Raw genomic sequence first — 17647 nt, 5'->3', positions numbered from 1 at the left:
CGCAGCGCCCAATGGGTCAACGCATCAATACGAATGCGACAGCGCCTGCCGCGGCAATTCAGTTGCGGGCGACGAGGCTCATCGCGACCCGAGCGGTGCCGCGGCCAAGGATGCCGAGTTCGCGGGCGGCGGCCTTGGACAGGTCGATCACGCGCTTGCCCGAGAAGGGGCCGCGGTCGTTGATGCGGACGATGACGCTGTTGCCGGTCAGCGCGTCGGTCACGCGGACGAGGCTGCCGAACGGAAGCGTCTTGTGCGCGGCGGTCAGCGTTTCGGGATCGCACTTCTCGCCGCTCGCGGTGCGGGCGCCGGCGATCTCGCGGCCGAAGAAACTGGCGAGCCCTTCGCCCACCTTCTCGATCACCGAATGCGTTTCGGCTGCGGCTGATGCGTCCTCGGCCCAGGCGGGCGTGGCGGCGAACAGCGCGAGCCCGGAACCGAGCACGACGATCGAGTGTTTCAGCGGCACAGGCAGTCCCCCACAGTACCCGCGACGCCAGGCGGGCGAGTGTTGGGTAGCATGACGCTTCGATGACTTCCTGAACGAACGGCTCGTTTCGCCGCTGGAATCGAACCGGCGGGCGGAAACGAGCGTTCGCCCCCCCCAGACCGATCGTGCTGAGCCTGTCGAAGCACGTGTCGCGAGCGATGCGACTTGGACATGTCCTTCGACAAGCTCAGGACGAGCGGAGGGCTTTGTGGTCAGCGCGCGTGCCGCCGACGCTTCGCCTTTCGCACCCGTCGCTTGATTCCGGCGACCAGCCCACCGTGATGCGCGGGCTCGAACGCCTGCTCCGGATGTTCGGGATCGAGCGCCTGGCTGCGCGCGATGTCGCGCTGGAGATCGCCCTTCTCAGGCGGATCGAAGGGGCGAAGCGTGCGGCCCGACCCGCGCAGCCGCTCCACCGTCTCGACCAGCGAACCCGTCTGCGCGAGCGTTTCGGCAACGACCGCAGCGGTCACGCCCAGATGCTCGGCGAGGAGGTCATCGCGGATGCCCGCGATCACTGCCCGCCGCTCATCACCGTCCGCCTCGATCACCAGGTCGCATTCGCTGTCCAGGCCCATCGAGCGGTTGTTCATGTTCGCCGAGCCGACGCGCAGCACGTCCTCGTCGGCGACCATGATCTTGGCATGGACATAGATGTCGGCGCCGCGATGGGTGATGGGCGTATAGATGCGCGCGCGGTGATGGTTGGGATGCTGGCGGAGCGCCTCGACCAGTTCGGCACGCGCGGCGCCCATCACCTCTTCCTCCAGCCAGCCATCGGCGACCATCGGATTGACGATCACGAACTCGGGACCGTCGGGCTCGTCCAGCCGCTTGACGATCGCCTCCGCGATCACGCGCGAGGCGAAATACTGCGTCTCGATATAGGCGTGGCGCTTCACGCCCGCGATCATCGCGACGAACATCGCCTCGATCTCTCGCACTTCCTCGACATCGTCGATCAGCCCGCGCGTGCGGGCGATGGTGATGTCGACGTCGCGAAACTGCGGATCGAGCGCGTCGGGCCAGGGATCGTTCCCCGGCTCGGGCTCCGGCAGGTCGTCGCCGCCCGCGATCGTCCAACGCAGGCGCGCCAGGTCGCCCAGCGCCTTCGCCACGTCGCCGTCGACCGCCATCGAGGCGTCGTGCCACGGCATGTAGCGCCGGCCGGTGAACGGCCGCCGCCGCCGCTCGTCATCGTCCAGATGCTCGCGCGTGTCCCATCGCGAGGCGGTCATGTCGATCCCGCCGCAGAACGCGAAGCTGTCGTCGATGACGACGATCTTCTGGTGATGGCTGGCCGCGAACGGGTGCGCATTGTCGGGCAGGAAGGTGATGTTCGGCCGCGCCATCCAGCGCAGCAGCCTGAGCGCGGTGGTGCCTCGGCCAAGCAGCTTCACTGCCGCCACGTCCCAGGTGAGGATGTTGATGCACAGGTCAGGCTTGGTGTCGGCCAGCCAGGTCAGGAACGGCCCCAGCTCGGTCGGCGCACCGTCGCGAGGGTTGGTCCGGTCGAGGATGATGCGCGTGTCGAAGTCCCAGCCGATCAGCATGATCCGCTCGCGCGCCTGCATCATCGCGCGGCGGGCATGGGCGTAATAGTCGGCGGCATCGACGATCAGCGCCGCCCGGTTCGCCCGGTCGGTGCGCCAGCCATGCTCGGCGAGGGTCATATGGGTCTGGGTCCCTCGGACGTCAGGACGTGGGTGCAGAGCTGGGCTTGCGGCGTGTCGCCGTCCTCGAGCGCGGCGACCGTGACCCAGCCCTGGCCGCGCAGCGCCGCCGCTTGGGCGGCATCGGCATCGACGGGCACGAACAGCCGGCGGCGCTCGACCGGCGCGAGGCCGGCGTCCAAGATCGCATCGGCATAGATCGAGAAGCCGACCGCGGCTTCCTCAGCGCCATCGTCATGGACGATCGCATAGGTGCCGCCGCGACCCACCTCGACCGGCACGCCGACCTGGAACAGCGAGAAGCCGAGCCAGCTCTGGTACTCGAACCCGTGCCGCTCGGTGGGGTCGAGCGTCAGCGCGACGCCGTCCGGCACCGACGCGGCGATCGCCTCCAGCCCGTCGAGCCGGCTTGCGAGCGCGGCGCCATGTGCGCTTCCCCGCAGTCGGGCGAGTGCGGGCGCGAACGGCCCCGCGGCCTCGATCAGCGGCAGGAAGTCGGAATCGATCGCCGCGACGCCGGCGGCATCCTTTCCGTCCAGCGCCTCGCGCAGCGCCGCCAGCCGATCGGGGGCGAAATCGCGGGCGAGTTCGGTGAGGAGGTCGGGCAGCGTGAAGTCGATCGACAGGCCGACCAGCCCCGCCGCCTGCACCGCCTCGACCGCGACGCCGACGATCTCGCGCGCGGCAGCGACGGTGTCGCGGCCGATCAGCTCGCAGCCGATCTGGCGCGCCGCGCGCTCGGGTCGAAGCTGACCGCCGCGCAGGCGCACGACCGCGCCGGCATAGGAGAGGCGCACGGGCCGCGGATGATGACCCATGCGCGTGGCGGCGATCCGGCCGACCTGTGCGGTGATGTCGGGCCGAACCGCCAGCGTCGCCTGCGACACGGGATCGACGAACCGGACCGAATCGCGTGCGCCGCCCGCCTTCAGGCGTCGCCTGAGCGCCGCTTCGAACTCGACCAGCGGCGGGTCGACCTGCTCGTAACCATGCAGGAACGCGGTAGCGAGCACCCGCCGCTCCAGCCGCGCGGCAGCGTCGGCAAAGGGCGGCAGGCGGTCGTGAAACCCTTCGGGCAGGAGGCCGGTCATGGCCGGCCTCCTAACCGCATCAGAACTTGAGCGCCATCACCGTCTTGACGCCCGGGAGCGCGCGGACCTTGGCGATCAGATCGGGGGTGACGGGCTCGTCGACGGAGAGCAGCAGCACCGCCTCGCCGCCGGCCGCGCGGCGACCGAGATGGAAGGTGCCGATGTTGACCCCCGCCTCGCCCAGCGTCGTGCCGATGCGGCCGATGAAGCCGGGCGCATCCTCGTTGACGACATAGAGCATGTGGCCGGCAAGATCGGCCTCGACCTTGATGCCGAACAGCTCGACCACGCGCGGCGCCTCGTTGCCGAACAGCGTGCCCGCGACCGACCGCTCGCCCGCCTCGGTCTTGACCGAGACGCGGACGAGGGTGTGGTAATCGCCCTCGCGCTCGGTCCGGACTTCACGCACCTCGATCCCGCGCTCGCGCGCGAGAAAGGGCGCGTTGACCATGTTCACCGTGTCGGAGTGGACGCGGAGGTAACCCGCGAGAACCGCCGAGACGATCGGCTTGGGGTTGAGCTCGGCCGCGGCACCCTCGGTGTGGATCGAGATGCGCGGCGCGGCATCGCGGCTGAGCTGGCCGACCAGGCTGCCGAGACGCTCGGCGAGCGCCATGTACGGACGGATGCGCGGCGCTTCTTCGGCCGAGAGGCTCGGCATGTTGAGCGCGTTGGTGACGCCGCCCGAGACGAGATAGTCGGCCATCTGCTCGGCGACCTGAAGCGCGACGTTGACCTGCGCCTCGTTGGTCGAGGCGCCCAGATGCGGCGTCGCGACGAAGTTCGGCGTGCCGAACAGCGGATGCTCCTTCGCAGGCTCGGTCACGAACACGTCGAGCGCGGCACCGGCGATGTGGCCGCTGTCGAGCAGTTCCTTGAGCGCCGCCTCGTCGATCAGGCCGCCGCGCGCGCAGTTGACGATGCGCACGCCCTTCTTGGTCTTGGCCAAGTTCTCGGCCGAGAGGATGTTGCGGGTCTGGTCGGTGAGCGGCGTGTGCAGCGTGATGAAGTCGGCGCGGGCGAGCAGCTGGTCGAGCTCGACCTTCTCGATGCCGAGCTCCAGCGCGCGGTCGGGCGAGAGGAACGGGTCGTAGGCGACGACCTTCATCTTGAGACCGAGCGCGCGGTCGGCGACGATCGAACCGATATTGCCCGCGCCGATCAGGCCGAGCGTCTTGCCGGTCACCTCGACGCCCATGAAGCCGTTCTTCGGCCACGTTCCCGCCTGCGTCTGCGCATTCGCTTCGGGAAGTTGGCGGGCGAGCGCAAACATCAGCGCGATCGCGTGCTCGGCGGTGGTGATCGAGTTACCGAACGGCGTGTTCATGACAACAACGCCCGCGGCGCTGGCGGCGGGGATGTCGACATTGTCGACGCCGATGCCGGCGCGGCCGATGACCTTCAGGTTCGTCGCGGCGTCGAGGATCTCCTTCGTCACCTTGGTCGAGGAGCGGATGGCGAGACCGTCATACTCGCCGATCATCGCCTTCAGCTCGTCGGGCGTCTTGCCGGTGATCTCGTCCACCTCGACCCCGCGCTCGCGGAAGATCTGGGCGGCCAGGGGGGACATCTTGTCGGAAATCAGGACCTTGGGCATGGTTCAGGCTCCATATCTCCCTCTCCCCTTCAGGGGAGAGGGCTGGGGAGAGGGGAAGTCGGGGAGCGGGCGGAGACGGAGCGACATGCCCCTCTCCCAACCCTCTCCCCTGAAGGGGAGAGGGCTTTAGGAAGCCTTCGCCTGGGCGTAGGCCCAGTCGAGCCAGGGGCCGAGCGCCTCGACATCGGCGGTGTCGACCGTCGCGCCGCACCAGATGCGCAGCCCCGCCGGCGCGTCGCGATAGCCGGCGACGTCATAAGCGGCGCCTTCGGCTTCGAGGAGCGACGCCATCTTCTTGATGAACGCCTCGTCCGCGCCCTCGACGGTCAGGCAGACGCTGGTGTTCGACCGCGTCGCCGGATCGGCCGCCAGATGCCCGAGCCAGTCGCGCTCGTCGACGATGCGGCCGAGCGCGGTCGCATTGGCGGTCGAGCGGCCGATCAGCGCATTGAGCCCGCCGATGCCCTGCGCCCATTCGAGCGCGAAGATGTAATCCTCGACCGCGAGCATCGACGGCGTGTTGATCGTCTCGCCCTTGAACAGGCCCTCGATCAGCTTTCCGCCCTTGGTCATGCGGAAGATCTTGGGCAGCGGCCAGGCGGGGGTGTAGCTTTCGAGCCGCTCAACCGCGCGCGGCCCCAGGATCAGGATACCGTGGCCGCCCTCGCCGCCCATTACCTTCTGCCAGGAGAAGGTGGTCACATCGAGCTTGTCCCAGGGCATGTCCATCGCGAACACGGCCGAGGTCGCGTCGGCGAAGGACAGCCCTTCGCGGTCGTCGCGGATCCACTCGCCACTGGGCACCCGAACGCCGCTCGTGGTGCCGTTCCAGGTGAAGATGACGTCGTGGCTCTGGTCGACCGTCGTCAGGTCGACGATCTCGCCATAGGGCGCCTTCATCACGGTCGGCTCGATCTTGAGCTGCTTGACCGCGTCGGTGACCCAGCCCTCGCCGAAGCTTTCCCAGGCGAGCAACGTGACCGGACGCGCGCCGAGCAGCGACCACATCGCCATCTCGACCGCGCCGGTGTCGCTGGCGGGAACGATCGCGATGCGGTGCGTGTCGGGCACGCCCAGGATCTCGCGCGTCAGGTCGATCGCGTACTGGAGGCGGCTCTTGCCGAGCTTCGAGCGGTGGGAGCGGCCGAGCACGCGCGTGTCGAGCTTGTCGGCGGACCAGCCGGGCGGCTTGGCGCAGGGACCGCTGGAGAAATGGGGGCGCGCCGGCTTTTCGGCGGGTTTTGCGGACGCAAGGGTGGCGTTGGCGGCAGGCAGGTCAGTCATGTCAGTCTCTCCTCGCAGAGAGCACGCGCGGCGTTGGGACCGCGTGGCCCGCCGGCGGCACTAGCGGCGGCGGCGGGGGAGTCAATTGGATTGTTGGGGATATGTATAGCCCCTCCCCCCTGGGGAGGGGCGCGAGAGAGTTACTTCGCCAGCACCGCGCTCGCCTGCGCCTCGCCCTGGTCGCGGACGGCCTTGGCGCGGGCCTGTGCCTGATCCTTGACCAGTTCAGCTTCCTTGCGCAGCGCGTCGGCACGCACGTTGATGCGCTGCGAGTCATAGCCCTGCGACGTGCCCGCCTGGTTGGTCAGCGTCGCGGCCTGCTCTTCCATCTGTGCCGCCTGGTTGGCGGCGGCGGCCTCGATCGCGTCGCCTTGCGCATCGGCCTGGTCGCGGATCTGGTCGGCCTGCTGCTCCTGCGGCGACTGGGGCGCACAGGCCGCAGCGGCAAGCGCCAGCGGCAGCAGCGCGAAAGCGGGGCGGAGCTTCATCTTACTCACCTCGATCAAAGTCTATGGCCCGGGGCAACGCCGCGATGAAGCGAAGGTTGCGCGCCGGTCGCTCCCGCTCCTAAGCCGCTCCAATGCTCGTCCGTCTCGCGCTCAGCGACTTTCGCAACCATGCCGACGCGGTGATCGAGCCGGGGCCGGGCTTCGTCGCGCTGACGGGGGAGAATGGCGCGGGCAAGACCAACGTGCTGGAGGCGGTGTCGCTGCTCGCCCCCGGTCGCGGCCTGCGCCGCGCGACCTTTCCGGCGATGGCGCGGCAGGGCGGGCCCGGCGGCTTCGGCGTCGCCGCGACGCTGATCGGCGATGCGGTGCTCGGCACCGGCGTCGAGCCGCGCGCGCCCGAGCGGCGGATCGTGCGGATCAACGGCGCCGGCGCGCCCGCCACCGCGCTCGCCGAATGGCTGGCGGTGCTGTGGCTGACGCCCGCGATGGACCGGCTATTCGCCGAACCGGCGAGCGAGCGGCGGCGGTTCCTCGATCGGCTGACGCTGGCGCTGGAGCCCGGTCACGCCGCCCACGCGACGCGCTACGAAACCGCGATGCGCGAGCGCAACCGGCTGCTCGCCGACGATGCGCCCACCGATCCGCAATGGCTCGTCGCGCTCGAGGCGCGGATGGGCGAGCATGGCGCGGCGATTGACGCGGCGCGGCGGCGGACCGTGGCGGCGCTGTCGGCGATTCTCGAGTCCGCCAGCGAAGGCCCTTTCGCACGCCCGTCGCTCGCGCTTGAAGGCTGGGCGGGCGATCGCGACGGACTGGTGCGCGAGCTGGCGCAAGGCCGCGGGCGCGATGCCGCGGCAGGACGGACATTGGTCGGCCCGCACCGCGCCGACCTCGCCGTCGCGCATCGTGACAAGGCGCAGGCGGCGGCGCTGTGTTCGACTGGCGAGCAGAAGGCGCTACTGCTTGGCATCGTGCTCGCGCACGCCGATCTCGTCGCCGCGACGATGCCGCACCCGCCGGTGCTGCTGCTGGATGAGGTGGCCGCGCATCTCGACCCCATCCGCCGCGCCGCGCTGTTCGATCGGCTTGCGGGCAAGGGGCAGGTATGGATGACCGGGACCGAAGACGCGCTGTTCGCCGAACTCGGGCAGGAGGCGACGCGGCTGCATGTCGCCGCGGGGCAACTCAGCCCGGCTTGACTTTTTCGTTGTTCCGGCCCATTTGCCGCAGTGCAGCGACGCTTTCAACCGAAGCAGCGTGATCGGCGAGGGTGAACAATCCCGCCAGGCTCGCGTCGCCTAGCCAGCATCCCATGTCACGCGGGGCGCCTCAACGACCCCGCCCGTCGTGCGCCTTTTGTCGTGCCCGACGCGCCAAGATACGAGTTTTCCATGTCCTTTTCGTCGCTCGGCCTCTCGCGGCCCGTGCTCGATGCGCTCGCGCAGAAGAATTACGACACCCCCACCCCCATTCAGCAGCAGTCGATCCCGGCGCTGCTCGACGGCAACGACCTGCTCGGCATCGCGCAGACCGGCACCGGCAAGACCGCGGCGTTCATGCTGCCGTCGATCGACCGGCTGGTGAAGGCGAACATCCGCCGCAAGCCGATGCGCTGCCGCATGCTGGTGCTCGCGCCGACGCGGGAGCTCGCCAGCCAGATCGCCGATTCGGCACGCGACTATGCCAAGTTCACCAAGCTGACCGTCGCGACCGTGTTCGGCGGCGTGCCGATCGGCCGCAACCGCCGCGACACCGCCGCGGGCGTCGACATCCTGGTCGCCACGCCGGGCCGGCTGATGGACCTGATCGAGCAGCGCTGCATGAGCCTGGCCGATCTGGAGATCCTCGTCCTGGACGAGGCGGACCAGATGCTCGACCTCGGCTTCATCCATACGCTTCGCAAGATCGTCGCGATGCTGCCGGTCGATCGCCAGTCGCTGTTCTTCTCGGCCACCATGCCGAAGACGATCAAGGAGCTGGCCGACAAGTTCCTGACCGACCCGGTCGAGGTGCGCGTCGCTCCGGTGAGCTCGACCGCCGAGCGCGTCGAGCAGTATGTCACGCACGTCAACCAGGCCGAGAAGCAGGCGCTCTTGACGCTGTTCTTCCAGCGCAACGAGGTCGAACGCGCGATCGTGTTCACGCGCACCAAGCATGGTGCCGACCGCGTCGTGAAGCTGCTGGGCTCGAACGGCATCGTCAGCCACGCGATCCACGGCAACAAGTCGCAGCCGCAGCGGGAGAAGGCGCTGGCCGATTTCCGCGCGGGCAAGGTCAAGATCCTGGTCGCGACCGACATCGCCGCGCGCGGCATCGACGTGTCGGACGTCAGCCATGTGCTCAACTTCGAGCTGCCCAACGTGGCCGAGCAATATGTCCATCGCATCGGCCGCACCGCGCGGGCGGGCAAGACGGGCGTGGCGTTCGCCTTCTGCGATGCCGAGGAGAAGGGCTATCTTCGCCAGATCGAGAAGCTGACGCGCCAGAGCATCAGCGTCGTGCCGCTGCCCGACAATTTCGAGGCCGAGAGCCATCGCATCAAGTCGAGCCGCGTCGGCCCGATCCCGGCCGAGCGCCCCGAGCGCCCGCGCCAGGAGCAGGGCCCGCGCCGTCCGCGCGCGACGCACTCGGCCAAGCCCGCGGGCGAGGGTCGCGGTCATGGCCGCCCCGGCGGTCCGCGCCGCGACGGTCGCCCGGGTGGCCGCCCCGGCGGCAACCGCGGTGGCGGCGCCCGCGCTCAGGGTTGAAGTCTGAGAAGTAAGAAGCGGGACTCCGGTCGAGCCCGGGGTGACGAGGATGGCAAGCTCACGCTTTGCTCTCTTCGTCACCCCGGACTTGATCCGGGGTCCCGCTTTTTCGTTGCTGAACCGCCTATAACCGGACCGGCCAGCATCGGTTCAAGCCGCCGTTCGTAGTGCCCGCCCGGTAGCGGGGCAGCACCGAAAGGCTTGAACATGGGTATCCAGCGTAACCTCACTCTCCTCGCCATTCTGGCCGCGACCGCGGCGACGCCGGCGGCGGCGCAGAACTGGGACTGGGCCGGCGGCCGTGCGGGCGCGCCGATGATCCGGCTGGTCGGCGCGGGCGTACCGGCGCTCTATCCCCAGCTTCGCCGCTCCAATCGCGGCCGCGCCTTCGTCATGCGCAACTTTGATCGCAACCGCGACGGCCGCATCCAGCCGGTCGAGGCGCGTGAGGCCAATGCCGCGTTCGAGATTCTCGCCGGCGCACGCCGCGATCGCTTCGACTGGGAAGCTCGCGACGTCGCTCTCGTCCGTGAGCGGCCGGGCCGTTGGGACCGCGCGGCGATGCAGGGCTATGGCTTTCGCCAGACGCCGCGCGGCGCGATGATGTCGCTGTCCGAGGAAGTGCTGTTCGCGACCGACAGTGCGGTGCTGCGTCCCGGCGCGATCCGCCGCTTGGAGCCGCTGGCCGATTACCTCCGTGGCAATCCCGGTGTCCGTGTCGCGATCGACGGCCACACCGACTCGCGCGGCACTGACGCACACAACCAGGGCCTGTCGCTCCGCCGCGCCGATGCGGTTCGCGCCGCCTTTGACGAGATGGGCGTGACCCGCGCGCGCTTCAGCGTTCAGGGCTATGGCGAGCGCCAGCCCGTCGCCAGCAACGCGACGCCGCAGGGCATGCGCCAGAACCGCCGTGTCGAGGTGACGTTGCTCGGCCGCCGCGCGAGCGAGTTTGCCGCGCGCTGATCCGAGCATCCGGGTGCCGCCCCCGTGCGGGGCGGCACTCGCCGCTTCCCTTTCCCGCCGCATTGCGCTTGGATGCGCGACGAGGATGAACGGAAAAGGGTCTGATTTGATGAAGCTTTTGCACGCGCTCGGTACCGCCGCGCTGATGGTCTCGATGCTCCCGGGCGCCGCGGTCGCCAAGCAGGCCGCCGCCACCGCCGAGCCCCGCTTCATCCACCACGTCTTCTTCACGCTCAAGCGTCCCGGCAATGCCGGGGATCGCGCCAGGCTGATCGCCGCGCTTCGCAAGCTGATGGCGACGCCCGTCATCCGCACCTATCAGATCGGCCAGCATGCCGGCACGACGCGCGACGTCGTCCAGCGCGGCTATGACGTGTCGCTGACGCTGACGTTCGACAGCCCCGCGGATCAGGAGACCTATCAGGATCATCCGATCCATCTGGCGTTCGTGCGCGACAACGCCGCGCTCTGGTCGAAGGTCGTCGTGTACGACACCGTTCCCGTCCCCTGATGGAAAAGGCGCCGCGGGCGTCGGCCCGCGGCGAGGCATCGAGGCAGGAGAGCATCGATCCGCATCGGCGGATGCCTTGCCCCTGCCCCGCGGCGCATAGGCTTCGAAGCGCGATCGGCCGGCTTCGCATAGCGGCCGCATAGGGCTGAGAGACGCCCATTTCGCTTTCGTTACAGGCGCCGCGCCCCTATATGATGGGCATGGCAACCAGCAACGAAAACGAATACGGCGCCTCCTCAATCAAGGTGCTGAAGGGCCTCGACGCCGTTCGCAAGCGGCCGGGCATGTATATCGGCGATCCCGACGACGGGTCGGGCCTCCACCACATGGTGTTCGAGGTCAGCGACAACGCGATCGACGAGGCGCTGGCCGGCCATTGCGACCGCATCCTCATTACCTTGAACGCTGACGGTTCGGTCAGCGTCGAGGACAATGGCCGCGGCATCCCGACCGGCATCCACCCCGAAGAGGGCGTGTCGGCGGCCGAGGTCATCATGACCCAGCTCCACGCCGGCGGTAAGTTCGAGAACACGTCGGATTCGAACGCCTACAAGGTGTCGGGCGGCCTTCACGGCGTCGGCGTCAGCGTGGTCAACGCGCTCAGCGAATGGCTCGACCTCAACATCTGGCGCGATGGCGAGGAGCATTACATGCGCTTCCGCCACGGCGATGCCGAGGCGCCGCTGAAGGTGATCGGCCCGGCGCCAGAGGGCAAGAAGGGCACGCGCGTCACTTTCCTCGCCAGCCCTGAGACGTTCAAGATCACCGAGTACGACTTCGACAAGCTCGAGCACCGCTATCGCGAGCTTGCGTTCCTCAATTCGGGCGTGCGCCTGTTCCTGCGCGATGCGCGGCACGAGGAGGCGAAGGAAGTCGAGCTCTATTACGAGGGCGGCATCGCCGCGTTCGTGAAGTATCTCGACCGCGCCAAGCAGCCGCTGATGCCCGATCCCGTCGCGATCACGGGCACGCGCGACGACGTGACGATCGACGTCGCGCTGGAGTGGAACGACAGCTATTACGAAAACGTCCTCTGCTTCACGAACAACATTCCCCAGCGTGACGGCGGCACGCACCTGGCCGCGTTCCGCGCCGCGCTGACGCGCACGATCAACAGCTATGCCGACAAGTCGGGGCTCCTTAAGAAGGAGAAGGTCACGCTGACCGGCGACGACATGCGCGAGGGGCTGACCGCGATCGTCAGCGTCAAGCTGCCCGATCCGAAGTTCAGCTCGCAGACCAAGGACAAGCTGGTCAGCTCCGAAGTGCGCCAGCCGCTCGAATCGCTGATGGCGGACAAGCTCGCCGAATGGCTCGAAGAGAACCCAGCCGTAGCCAAGCAGATCATCCAGAAGGTGATCGACGCCGCCGCCGCGCGAGAGGCGGCGAAGAAGGCGCGCGAGCTCACCCGGCGCAAGGGCGTGATGGACATCGCCAGCCTGCCCGGCAAGCTGGCCGATTGTCAGGAGCGCGATCCCGCCAAGTCCGAACTGTTCCTGGTCGAGGGCGATTCGGCCGGTGGCTCGGCCAAGCAGGGCCGCGATCGCCATTTCCAGGCGATCCTGCCGCTCAGGGGCAAGATCCTCAACGTCGAGCGAGCGCGGTTCGACCGGATGCTGGGGTCGAAGGAGATCGGCACGCTCATCCAGGCGATGGGCACCGGCATCGGCCGCGACGACTTCAACCTGTCGAAGCTTCGCTATCACAAGATCGTCATCATGACCGACGCCGATGTCGACGGCGCGCACATCCGCACGCTCCTGCTGACGTTCTTCTATCGCCAGATGCCGGAGATCATCCAGGCCGGGCACCTCTATATCGCGCAGCCGCCGCTCTATAAGGCGACCAAGGGGCGTTCGGAGGTGTACCTGAAGGACGACGCCGCACTCGACGAATATCTGGTCGAGGCGGGTGTTGGCGCAATGGTGCTGGAGGGCGCATCGGGCACGCGCGCGGACAAGGATCTGCGCACCCTGGTCGAGCATGCGCGGCGGATGCGCACGCTGATGCGCTACGTCCCGCGCCGCTACGACGCGTCGATCATCGAGACGCTGGCGCTGGGCGGCGCGCTCGATCCCGAAGCCACGCGCGAGATGCGGGCCGAGCGACTGGCCGAAGTCACTCGCCGCCTGGACCTTGCCGATGGCGAGGGCAAATGGTCGGCGGAGATGAGCGAGGAAGGCGGCTTCCACTTCCGCCGGCTGTGGCGGGGCGTGACCGATCACCACATCATCGAGGCCGCGTTCCTGGCCTCGGCCGAGGCGCGCAAGCTCCACGGCCTCGCTGCCGAGGAAGCCGCGACCTATGTCAGCGCCGCCAAGCTGATCCCCGCGCGCGGCCAGGCGCAGGCGAGCGAGGGTGTCGAGGGCGAGGACGAAGGCGTCACCGTCCAGAAGGGCGAGACGCTGATCGGCCGGCCGAGCCAGCTCCTGGAGGCGATCCTGGCCTCGGGCCGAAAGGGCCTGTCGATCCAGCGCTACAAGGGGCTGGGCGAGATGAACGCCGAGCAGCTCTGGGAAACGACGCTCGACCCGTCGGTTCGCTCGATGCTCAAGGTCGCGATCGATCAGGCCGATGTCGCGGACGAGATCTTCACGCGCCTGATGGGCGACGTCGTCGAACCGCGCCGCGAGTTCATCCAGGAGAACGCGCTGAGCGTGGCGAATCTGGACGTCTGAGGCTGCTCTGGAGTGACCCGATAGCATATCTAGATTAAGAGATTGTGTGTTTCCAAACGGTGATCACGTGAGCATATCCGATAATAGCAATATCGATTGTGATGAGGTTTGTCGGGTCGCACGCCGAAAGATTGATAAGCAAGCGGTCGCAACTAGGAGCGTCGTCAGCGGTATATCGGTGTGTGTGGCGTCTATCCCTGGGTCTCTGACAGTACTTTGGCCTCTGAACTGATGCCGATAGCAGTGGAATCGCGAATGGCCCGGGAGGGCTAACCGCGGGCTCATCCGGCGCGGGTGCCGGAGGGAGTGCAGGTGGGCTTCGGCACTATTTAAGGGGCATCGTAATCGATGCGCGAAGCCCGTCTGCGACGGCGTCCGCCTTGGACTGCGACAGCCGCGGATTGAACCTGACCGAGGGAAGCGCGGCGTGGGGATCTAAGCGGTAGAGCTAGACAGCACCGTTACCGACCCTCGGTCCGGCGTGGCAGGAGAGCAGCCGGATCTTGCTTTTGTCCAAGAAGGCATCACGCTTGACGCACAACAGCACGGTAAACTGCGCGGTGGCGCCGCAAAATATCGCTGTAAACGACCCCGTTCGAACGGTTGCGAGCGTCCCGACGTTCTGTTCTCATGGAGTATGCTCTGCAGCCCCGCGCACAGCGACACCGTCTTTACCATGCCACTGTTCGGTCAGTTAATGGCGCTGATGATGCCGGAACCGCCGCGTGGCTGAGCGTAGCGGACCAAACGCCGGCGATCAGCGCCCCTTCACCGCGTTTAGGATCGCGCGCCCATAGGCAGTCTTTTTGAAGCGCTCACCGGCTTCGCGCGCCTGGTCGGCGGTGATGAACCCCATCTCGAAGGCGATTTCCTCGAGGCAGGCGATCTGGATGCCCTGGCGGTGCTGGAGCGTGCGGACGAACTCGCCGGCTTCGAGGAGGCTGTCATGCGTGCCGGTGTCGAGCCAGGCATAGCCGCGGCCCATCTGCTCGACGAAGAGGTCGCCAGCTTCCAGATAGAGGCGGTTGAGGTCGGTGATCTCGAGCTCGCCGCGGGCCGAGGGCTTGAGATTGCGGGCGAGCTCGACGACGCGATTGTCGTAGAAATAGAGCCCGGTGACGGCGTGGTTGGATTTCGGCTGCGCGGGCTTCTCTTCAAGGCTGATCGCCTTGCCGCCTTCGCCGAACTCGACCACGCCGTAGCGCTCCGGATCCTCGACACGGTAGCTGAACACCGTCGCGCCGCTCGGCCGCGCGACCGCGCTGGCGAGCAGGTCGGTGAGGTGCGCGCCGAAAAAGATGTTGTCGCCCAGCACCAGCGCGACCTTGTCGTCGCCGATAAAGTCCGCGCCAATGGTGAACGCCTGTGCCAGGCCATCGGGGCTCGGCTGCTCTGCATATTGGATGGCGAGCCCGAGCTGCGACCCGTCGCCGAACAGGCGGCGATAATTGTCGATGAACTCGGGGCTGGAGATGATGAGGATGTCGCGTATGCCCGCCAGCATCAGGACGCTGAGCGGATAGTAGATCATCGGCTTGTCATAGACGGGCAGCAGCTGCTTGTTGACCGCGAGCGTCGCGGGATGAAGCCGGGTGCCCGATCCGCCTGCGAGGATGATGCCCTTCATGATCGTGCTCCGATGAGTTCGTCGAGGATGTCGCCAAGCGCTGCCTGCCAGGCGCGCGGCTCGATGCCATAGGCGGCGCGGATTGCGTCGTGGCTGAGCAGCGAGTTGGCGGGCCGGCGCGCCGGCGTCGGATAGTCGGCGGTGGTGATCGGGTTGACGGCCGCGGTCGGTCCGCCGCGCGCCGCGCTCTGCGCGAAGATCTCGGTCGCGAACCCGGCCCAGCTCACGCCGCCCTGGTTGCTGAAGTGGAAGGTGCCGCTGGGCGCCTCCGGATCCTCGGCCAGGCGGATCGCGATCGTCAGGAGCGCGGCGGCGAGGTCGGCGGCGCTGGTCGGGCTGCCGCGCTGGTCGTCGACGACGCCGAGCGTGTCGCGCTGGGCGCCGACCCGCAGCATCGTCTTGACGAAATTGTTGCCGTGCGCGGACACGACCCACGCCGTTCGCACGATCGCATGGCGCGCGCCGGAGGTGCGGACCGCCAGTTCCCCGCCGAGCTTCGAGGCGCCATAGACGCCGAGCGGCGCGACGGGATCATCGATCTCCCAGACCCCGTCCTTGTCGCCCGCGAACACATAGTCGGTGGAGACCTGGACGAGCGGGATGCCCGCTGCCGCACAGGCCGCGCCAAACGCCGCCGGCGCCATCGCGTTGACCGCCCATGCCGTCACCTGGTCACTCTCGGCCTTGTCGACGCCGGTATAGGCCGCGCCGTTGATGACCGCCGCCCAGGGCCGCTCGGCGACCTTGGCCGCGATCGCGCCCGTGTCAGTCAGGTCGAGCGCCCCGCGATCGAGCGCCACCACGCGCCACCCCTCGGGCAGCGCGGCGCGCGCCAGCTCGATGCCGAGCTGGCCGCCCGCGCCGGTGACGAGGATCTCGTGCATCAGGCCGCGACGCCGCGGCGCTCGGATGCCTTGGCCGCGACCAGCGGACGCCACCAATCCTCGTTGGCGAGATACCATTCGACCGTCTTGCGGATGCCCGTCTCGAATGTCTCGGCCGGCGTCCAGCCGAGCTCGTCGCCGATGCGGCTTGCATCGATGGCATAGCGCTTGTCGTGGCCCGGACGATCAGCGACCTCGGTCATCTGCTCGGCATAGGGCTTGCCGTCGCCGCGCGGACGAAGCTCGTCGAGGATGCCGCAGAGCGTCTTCACCACCTCGATGTTCTGGCGCTCGTTATGCCCGCCGACATTGTAGGTGCGGCCCGGTGCCCCGCGTTCGAACACCGCCTGGAGCGCGCGGACATGATCCTCGACATAGAGCCAGTCGCGGACCTGATCGCCCTTGCCATAGATAGGGAGCGGCTCGCCATCCAGCGCCTTGGCGATCATCAGCGGGATGAGCTTTTCGGGGAAGTGATAGGGTCCGTAATTGTTCGAGCAGTTGGTGATGAGCACCGGCAGGCCGAAGGTATGCCCCCAGGCGCTGACCAGATGGTCCGATCCCGCCTTCGACGCCGAATAAGGCGAGCGCGGATCATAGGGGGTCTCTTCGGTGAAGAGCCCCGTGTCGCCCAGCGTGCCGTACACCTCGTCGGTCGAGATGTGGTGGAAGCGGAACGCGTCCTTCTCGGCGCCCTCCAGCCCGAGCCAATAGGCGCGCGCCTCCGCAAGCATCGTGTAGGTCCCGACGACGTTGGTCTGGACGAACGCGCCCGGCCCGTCGATCGAGCGGTCGACATGGCTCTCGGCGGCGAGATGCGTGACGACCTCCGGCCGGAACTCGGCGATGGCAGCACGCACGGCTTCGGCATCGCAGATGTCGCCCTTGACGAAGCGATAGCGGTTCGAGCTCGCCACCCGCTCGACCGTCGACAGCGTGCCGGCGTAGGTCAGCTTGTCGAAGTTGAGCACCTCATGGCTCGTATTCTCGATGAGGTGCCGGACCAGGGCCGAGCCGATGAAGCCGGCGCCGCCGGTGACGAAGATGCGCATGGGTAAGTCCTTCAGGCGAGCGGCGCGAGCGGGCGGCCGTCATAGTCGAACGGGCTGTCGAAGTCTGAGAGGGCGGGCTGCACCTTGTCCTTTTCGGACAGTTCGGGCGTGACCCCCGCCGGGATCGGCCAGTCGATGCCGACGCTGTCCCAGGCGATGCCGCCGTCATTGGCGGGCGCGTAGAGTCCCGAGCACTTGTAGGTGACCTCGCAATCGGGCTCGAGCGTCACGAAGCCGTGCGCGAAACCGATCGGAATGAACAACTGGTCGCCATTCTCGGCCGAGAGTTCCGCCCCCACCCATTGCCCATAGGTTGGCGACCCGCGACGCAGGTCGACCGCGACGTCGAAGATGCGACCGCGAATGCACCGAACGAGCTTGTCCTGCCCGGCCGGCGGCGTCTGGAAATGCAGCCCGCGCAAGGTGAACGCCGGTACCGACAGCGAGTGATTGTCCTGCACGAACGCGCAGTCGATGCCGATGGCCGCGAACGCGTCGCGATTGTAGGTCTCGGTGAACCAACCACGGGCATCGCCGAAGCGACGGGGGCGGATGAGCTGGACGGGAGAGGTCATGGGTGCTGGCTAACGGCGATTTC

At 68.0% G+C, this 17647-nt stretch carries 15 protein-coding genes; 5 read left to right on the top strand and 10 right to left on the bottom strand.

What is annotated here, in order from left to right; all coding sequences use genetic code 11:
- Positions 1-58: 58 nt before the first annotated feature.
- The 6 genes from RS883_RS02050 to RS883_RS02025 form a co-directional block, all read right to left on the bottom strand.
- The gene (locus RS883_RS02050; RefSeq protein WP_315762174.1) at positions 59-469 is read right to left on the bottom strand and encodes a septal ring lytic transglycosylase RlpA family protein; all 411 of its coding nucleotides are present in this window, start codon (positions 467-469) and stop codon (positions 59-61) included.
- A 233-nt stretch (positions 470-702) separates the two neighbouring features.
- Entirely contained in the window at positions 703-2163 is a 1461-nt protein-coding gene (locus RS883_RS02045) for a phospholipase D-like domain-containing protein (RefSeq protein WP_315762173.1), read from the bottom strand.
- Positions 2160-3254, bottom strand: coding sequence for an ATP phosphoribosyltransferase regulatory subunit (locus tag RS883_RS02040; protein WP_315762171.1), 1095 nt, complete (start codon positions 3252-3254; stop codon positions 2160-2162). The genes RS883_RS02045 and RS883_RS02040 overlap by 4 nt, the downstream gene beginning before the upstream one ends.
- 19 nt (positions 3255-3273) lie before the next feature.
- Positions 3274-4851, bottom strand: a complete 1578-nt coding sequence (serA, locus tag RS883_RS02035) for a phosphoglycerate dehydrogenase (protein WP_315762169.1) — start codon at positions 4849-4851, stop codon at positions 3274-3276.
- 126 nt (positions 4852-4977) lie between these two features.
- Positions 4978-6135: a phosphoserine transaminase gene (locus tag RS883_RS02030; protein WP_315762167.1), complete on the bottom strand. Its 1158-nt coding sequence runs from the start codon at positions 6133-6135 to the stop codon at positions 4978-4980.
- A 140-nt stretch (positions 6136-6275) separates the two neighbouring features.
- Entirely contained in the window at positions 6276-6623 is a 348-nt protein-coding gene (locus RS883_RS02025; protein WP_315762165.1) for a hypothetical protein, read from the bottom strand.
- A gap of 92 nt (positions 6624-6715) precedes the next feature.
- Between RS883_RS02025 and recF the strand changes: the two genes are divergently transcribed.
- From recF to gyrB, 5 genes are all read left to right on the top strand, one after another.
- Positions 6716-7783 carry a DNA replication/repair protein RecF gene (gene recF / locus RS883_RS02020; RefSeq protein ID WP_315762163.1) on the top strand — a complete coding sequence of 356 codons (1068 nt, stop codon included), beginning with the start codon at positions 6716-6718 and terminating at the stop codon, positions 7781-7783.
- 192 nt (positions 7784-7975) lie between these two features.
- Positions 7976-9331 carry a DEAD/DEAH box helicase gene (locus RS883_RS02015; RefSeq protein ID WP_315762161.1) on the top strand — a complete coding sequence of 452 codons (1356 nt, stop codon included), beginning with the start codon at positions 7976-7978 and terminating at the stop codon, positions 9329-9331.
- Between the two features lie 207 nt (positions 9332-9538).
- Positions 9539-10297 carry an OmpA family protein gene (locus RS883_RS02010; protein ID WP_315762159.1) on the top strand — a complete coding sequence of 253 codons (759 nt, stop codon included), beginning with the start codon at positions 9539-9541 and terminating at the stop codon, positions 10295-10297.
- 109 nt (positions 10298-10406) lie between these two features.
- Positions 10407-10808: a Dabb family protein gene (locus tag RS883_RS02005; protein WP_315762156.1), complete on the top strand. Its 402-nt coding sequence runs from the start codon at positions 10407-10409 to the stop codon at positions 10806-10808.
- Between the two features lie 200 nt (positions 10809-11008).
- A complete protein-coding gene (gene gyrB / locus RS883_RS02000; protein ID WP_409977373.1) occupies positions 11009-13486 on the top strand; it encodes a DNA topoisomerase (ATP-hydrolyzing) subunit B in 2478 nt (825 codons plus the stop codon).
- 757 nt (positions 13487-14243) lie between these two features.
- Here the strand turns inward: gyrB and rfbA are convergent.
- Genes rfbA through rfbC form a run of 4 tightly spaced genes read right to left on the bottom strand, consistent with a single transcriptional unit; the run spans position 14244 to position 17624 of the window.
- On the bottom strand, positions 14244-15113 hold the full coding sequence (gene rfbA / locus RS883_RS01995) for a glucose-1-phosphate thymidylyltransferase RfbA (RefSeq protein WP_315762152.1): 870 nt from the start codon (positions 15111-15113) through the stop codon (positions 14244-14246).
- Positions 15110-15997, bottom strand: coding sequence for a dTDP-4-dehydrorhamnose reductase (rfbD, locus tag RS883_RS01990; protein WP_315762150.1), 888 nt, complete (start codon positions 15995-15997; stop codon positions 15110-15112). Before rfbD ends, rfbA begins: the two co-directional genes overlap by 4 nt.
- On the bottom strand, positions 15997-17049 hold the full coding sequence (gene rfbB, locus RS883_RS01985; RefSeq protein WP_315762148.1) for a dTDP-glucose 4,6-dehydratase: 1053 nt from the start codon (positions 17047-17049) through the stop codon (positions 15997-15999). The genes rfbD and rfbB overlap by 1 nt, the downstream gene beginning before the upstream one ends.
- Positions 17050-17060: 11 nt before the next feature.
- Positions 17061-17624, bottom strand: coding sequence for a dTDP-4-dehydrorhamnose 3,5-epimerase (rfbC, locus tag RS883_RS01980; RefSeq protein ID WP_315762146.1), 564 nt, complete (start codon positions 17622-17624; stop codon positions 17061-17063).
- Positions 17625-17647 lie beyond the last annotated feature (23 nt).

Origin of the sequence: Sphingomonas sp. Y38-1Y, assembly GCF_032391395.1 — a bacterium.
GTDB lineage: Bacteria > Pseudomonadota > Alphaproteobacteria > Sphingomonadales > Sphingomonadaceae > Sphingomonas.
The sequence above is the reverse complement of the archived record's forward strand: the minus strand, read 5'-3'. Positions and strand labels throughout refer to the sequence as shown.